Genomic DNA, 4,502 nt, shown 5'->3' with positions numbered 1-4,502 from the left:
CGGCTGGTCACTTCAGGCCCTCATTTCATTCTGGGCCTTGCGTGCCCAGACGCCGCTTGCGGCTCAGCTTCAACGTTAAACCTCAGGCAAGGCATGTTCATAGTCGAACTTCTCATCCTGGCGGGCCTACCGCTTCTGTTCGCCGCTTGCGTCACTTGCCTGACCTGGGGGGCTTTGTCGCGGCCAGTGGTTTTCCTCGTGGTTGCCACGGTAGTTCTGTATCTTGTTTACGCTGTGTCAATGTGGCTGCTAGGCCCCGCACCTGCCGGTTACATGGTCTCCATTCGACAGCCCGGCGAGATTCCTAGCTCGGAACCGCTATTGCTGTTGCTCCCGCCTTACAAGATTCCGCTCATCGTGTTTGTCGTCGCTGCAATTCCGATGTTGGCAGTATTGCTGCGCGCATTTCGGAAGGATCTCGTCGATGAGGTTTAACCTGTCATTCGAGCGGACCGCCTTCTGCGGCCGCTCACTTTCACGTTATGGCGCAAATGACGATTGACGAGATGACGTTGGCGATCGGTCGCATATCGCCGGATGTTGCTGTTCAAGGGTTGGCTAGTTTGTTGGCCGATTGGAAGCTCAATGCGGACAACGTGGATGAACTGCGAGTTCAGGTCGAGCGCTACATTGGCAATAGTTGGATTGCCGACGATTCGACGCATTCAGCCGTTTTTGGCCTTTGGTCGGCGTTCCGCGAGACGGCGATTGATCGCATCGGCGGAATGAATATGAACGAGCGGCTCTTTCACTTTGGGCTTTTCGAGAGGTTCGACAATTCAAGTTCGCCTCAGGCGAAGGAAGAAATCTATGCAAAGCTGCTTGCTGCGCCATAACCTGTCATTGGAGCGGACCGCCTTCGGCGTCCGCTCACTTTTACGTTGTGCAGCAAGCTAGGCCACGCATGAAGATCCGCTTTCGGTCTGTCGCTCGCCGCGATCTCGCGGGGCAGTTCGCATCGCGCTTGTTCGAGTCGGGCGTACTTCAAGCTCGGTCGACCTCCGACTGCCGTGATCTTGCCGGGTTGGGCAATGGCGCTTGTTCTCCTATTCTTGTTTTGCCGCCAGCGGGCAGGCGGACAAGACGCTTGCCGCCTCAGCCGTTCGCCGCATGGGTACAGCTTCGTTATGCTTTCGGCCACTTCCACCGCCGTGCCTTCGAATTGGCTCTGCACAACCTGTCGTTCGAGCGGACCGCCTTCGGCGTCCGCTCACCTTCACGTTAGACGTCACAGACTTCGGCCACCTCACGTTGACCCCATGAATACTAGGCCACAGTGGCTCGCTGCCCGGACCATCATCGCTATCGAGCCAAACAGCACGGAGCGGGTGATCACGCTTCGTGTCGGGATCCCGTTCGAAGTCTCTTCAGATGAATGGGTCTGCGCGTGCACGATGGATGGGTATCACGAGAACCTGGGACCAATCCATGGTGTTGACGCATGGCAAGCTATCCAGCTCGCCTTCAGCTTGCAGCACCAACTGCTTGGTTACCTCGCAGAGAAGGGCACCAAGTTCATGTATGCGGAATCTAGGGAGCCACTTGAGTTGGTCGAACTGTTTCCACACCCCCCACACTCGGAAGAAGGTCTGCCCAGCGGTGACGTCTAACCAGTCGCTCAACCGGACACGAAACGGCATGCCTCCGCAGGGCCTCATTTCATTCTGGCCCAGCGGAGGCATGCCGCTGCGTGCCGGTTAGCTCGAACGTTGAACCGCACCTGCAGCCATGCCTTCCAACCTCGACGAGACAAAAATTCTGGCGTTCGCCGTCTATGAGCTGCGTCTGCTGCTTGCGGGCCATCTCGGTAGTAATGCAACGGCCGATCCCGCGCTTCGAGCGGCGGCACATCTCGCATATGCCTTGCACAACCAAGCGCTGGCCATCCTTGAGGGAAGGTCATTCAGTACAGCGGAGGCTGTGGCGGCAATCGCGTCAGTCGATCGCTTGTGCGGGGAGAGCTTTTCACAGAGGCTATCTGCCGTAGCAGAGGGTCCGGTTCAACCCTTCGCTGCAGCGGACGGCTCCGCCGCCCGCTGAGCTCAAACGTTGTGCAGCAAGCTAAGCAACGCATGAAGATCCGCCTTCGGTCCGTCGTTCGCCGCGATCTCGCGGGGGAATCCCCATTGCGCTTGTTCGAGTCGGGCGAAGTTCAAGCTCTGTCAGTCCCTGGCCGCCGTGATCTTGCCTGGCTGAGCACGGCCGCTTTTCTTTCATTTCGTCTTTCGCCGCCAGCAGGCCGGCGAACGGGGCGCTTGGCGCCTCGGGCGTTCGCCGCATGGGTACCGCTTCGGTATGCTGTGGGCCGGTTCCACGGCAGTGCCTCCGAATTGGCTCTGCACAACCTGTCATTCGAGCGGACCGCCTTCGGCGTCCGCTCACTTTCACGTTAGCCCTGTGAAGTACAAGCACATCGATTCCGCGCTGCACAACTTCGGCCATTCGTTCGTGAGCCTCATGAACTACGTCGATGACTTGTACGTCTGCGATCTCATGCGGGCCATGGCGTGGGATCTTCCGGAGAACGAGCTGCGGATCGATTTCTCTGTCGGCTCCTCGAGTCTTCCGCCGGCAAGTCCGCCTCAATTGAACAAGTCAGTTGACTATTGGCAGGCTTGGTTGCCGAAATTGCTGGAAAGCCAAAAGGTGAGTCCGGCAAGCCTTGGTCCAGTCGTACTGCGCTATCGTCTTACCCGGAAAGGCCCAGAGGTCATCGTCGAAGCCACGGATGATCGAGGAGCCGCCCACAAGGTATTTGTCGCGGACACGCTGTAGGTGGATGGCATGCGCTGCGAACACAGGGCTAACCCATCGCTCAACCGGACCCGCAACGGCATGCCACGGCTGGCCGTCATTTCATTCTCGGCCAGCCGCGTCACGCCGCTGCAGGCCGGTTAGCTCAAACGCTATGCAGCAGGCTAAGAGAACTTCGACGATCCGTGTTCGGTTGGGCGCTCGCGGCGATCGCGCTACGCAACGGGCCGAGGCTTTCTCGGGTTCGGGCTGGCCGCAAATAGCTCCCGCTTTCGGTCGCCGTGATCTCGCCGGTTCTAGCCAAGCTGGCCTTTCGCTTTCCTCAGTTCGCCGCCCGCCGCATGGTGAGGAGGCAGCCTGTCGCCTCGGGCGCCTGCGGCGTTGGTACCGCTTCGGTATGCTCTCGGCCACTTCCACCGCAGTGCCTCCGAAGGTGGCTCTGCATAGCCGGTCGTTGCAGCGGACCGCCTGCGGCGTCCGCTGACCTTTACGCTATGCAGCAGGCTAAGCAAATCTCGAAGGTTCGTTTTCGGTTCCGCGTTCGCGGCGATCAAGCGGCGCAACGGGCCGAGGCTTTCTCGGGTTCGGGCTGGGCGCAAACAACTCCCGCTTTCGGTCGCCGTGATCTTGCCTGGGTAAGCCAAGCCGTTCGTTTGCATTCCTCGGTTCGCGGCCAGCCGCATGGTACGGATGTAGCCTGTCGCCTCGGGCGCCCGCGGCGTGGGTACCGCCTCGGTATGCTCTCGGCCACTTCCACGGCAGTGCCTCCGAAGGTGGCTCTGCATAGCCGGTCGTTGCAGCGGACCGCCTGCGGCGTCCGCTGACCTTTACGTTGTGCAGCAAGCTAGGCAACGCATGAAGATCCGCCTTCGGCCCGTCGCTCGCCACGGTCTCGCTGGCCAGTCCGCATCGCGCTTGCTCGAGTCGGGCGCAGTTCAAGCACTGTCATTCCCTGGTCGCCGTGATCTTGCCTGCTTTGCCTCCGCCGCTTGTTCGTCGTTTTTTGGTTCTCCGCCAGAGGGCAGGCGGACAAGGCGCTTGGCGCCTCGGGCGTTCGCCGCATGGGTACCGCTTCGGCATGCTGTGGGCCTGTTTCAAGGCAGTGCCTCCGAAGTGGCTCTGCACAACCTGTCATTCGAGCGGACCGCCTTCGGCGTCCGCTCACTTTCACGTTAGCCCGCATGTACTCTGCAGCTGCTGCGTCGCTTTCGATTGGGGCGCTCATATTTTTCATTCCGCACACGGTCATCGGGTCTGTATTTTTACTGTACGGACTTCGAGGAAGAGTCATCATTCGAGGAGCCTCGTCCAAGTTGATGCTGCTGGTGCAAATCCCTGTTGGCCTGTTGTTCTTCGGGGCCGCGCTTTGGTCCATAGTTGGAGACATCAAGGAAACACGGTTGTGCCGGAATGCCGAGGCAGCCGGGAACTATGAAGCCATCAGCGGGCGACTGCACATCATCAAGCGGTTTTCTAAGCCTGGATATGGTTACGTCGAGTTTTTGGTGGGCGAGAGAAGTATGCGAACTTATGAAGCCGGACCAAGCTGCGACTGCGGATATGTTCTGCCAGTTGGTCGATCGTTTCGCCTTGAGGACGGAATGATGGTTGACCTGAAGCTGTTCAATGGCAAGGTTGTAGCGCTTGCTGTGAGAAATGAGGGCTAACCATTTACAGGGACTTCCCACCGCGTCAACACCGTCTCATTGAATCCCCCCGCAAGACCTGACCCCGATTGATCTGGATTG

At 59.3% G+C, this 4,502-nt stretch carries 5 protein-coding genes; all 5 read left to right on the top strand.

The genetic code is table 11. The annotated features are described in order from the left end of the window. Positions 1–435: hypothetical protein (locus AC1Q6P_RS23850; protein WP_492666252.1), on the top strand; the 435-nt coding region annotated here is incomplete at its 5' end. 56 nt (positions 436–491) lie between these two features. Beyond that, a complete protein-coding gene (locus tag AC1Q6P_RS23845; protein ID WP_492666253.1) occupies positions 492–836 on the top strand; it encodes a hypothetical protein in 345 nt (114 codons plus the stop codon). Between the two features lie 892 nt (positions 837–1,728). Beyond that, positions 1,729–2,040: a hypothetical protein gene (locus AC1Q6P_RS23840; RefSeq protein ID WP_492666254.1), complete on the top strand. Its 312-nt coding sequence runs from the start codon at positions 1,729–1,731 to the stop codon at positions 2,038–2,040. A 357-nt stretch (positions 2,041–2,397) separates the two neighbouring features. After that, on the top strand, positions 2,398–2,775 hold the full coding sequence (locus AC1Q6P_RS23835; protein WP_492666255.1) for a hypothetical protein: 378 nt from the start codon (positions 2,398–2,400) through the stop codon (positions 2,773–2,775). 1,160 nt (positions 2,776–3,935) lie between these two features. Continuing rightward, a complete protein-coding gene (locus AC1Q6P_RS23830) occupies positions 3,936–4,421 on the top strand; it encodes a hypothetical protein (RefSeq protein ID WP_492666256.1) in 486 nt (161 codons plus the stop codon). Positions 4,422–4,502: the final 81 nt, after the last annotated feature.

Source organism: Roseateles sp. GW835-FHT13E02, from assembly GCF_058794035.1.
Note: the sequence above shows the minus strand (reverse complement) of the source record. Positions and strands in the feature narration are given on the sequence as shown.

Coding starts and splice junctions, on each gene's coding strand:
- AC1Q6P_RS23830 (WP_492666256.1), top strand. CDS start 3,936: ATGTACTCTGCAGCTGCTGCGTCGCTTTCGATTGGGGCGCTCATATTT.
- AC1Q6P_RS23840 (WP_492666254.1), top strand. CDS start 1,729: ATGCCTTCCAACCTCGACGAGACAAAAATTCTGGCGTTCGCCGTCTAT.
- AC1Q6P_RS23845 (WP_492666253.1), top strand. CDS start 492: ATGACGATTGACGAGATGACGTTGGCGATCGGTCGCATATCGCCGGAT.